1 pseudogene is annotated in these 291 nt (G+C 65.6%); it reads left to right on the forward strand.

Features of this window, described 5'->3' with window-relative positions:
- Positions 1–291 (forward strand): annotated as a pseudogene (locus R0J87_RS19450) (CehA/McbA family metallohydrolase); the annotation flags it as partial.

A 291-nucleotide genomic window follows, 5' to 3' on the forward strand; every position in this document is an offset into this window, starting at 1 on the left:
CAGGCCGAGATCGAACGCAAGGGGCTGGCATCCAGCACGGTGAGCGGCACTGTCGCGACCGGAGACGGAGAGCAGGTCGACAACCCGGTCGTCGTGTTCACCAAGAATGGCGAGCCCTACGCCTGGACGGTCGGCGAGCAGGGCAGCTACGAGATGGCTCTGCCAGAAGGCGAGTATCAGAGTTACGCCACCGCCAAGGGGCACGCCCAGAGTTCGACCCAGAGGGTTGCGTCCAAGTCGGGCGGCAAGCTGACCCGGAACTTCGACGATCTCGAGGCGCCCGGCACCTTG

Source organism: Halomonas sp. SIMBA_159 (assembly GCF_046536035.1).
GTDB classification, from domain to species: domain Bacteria; phylum Pseudomonadota; class Gammaproteobacteria; order Pseudomonadales; family Halomonadaceae; genus Vreelandella; species Vreelandella venusta_A.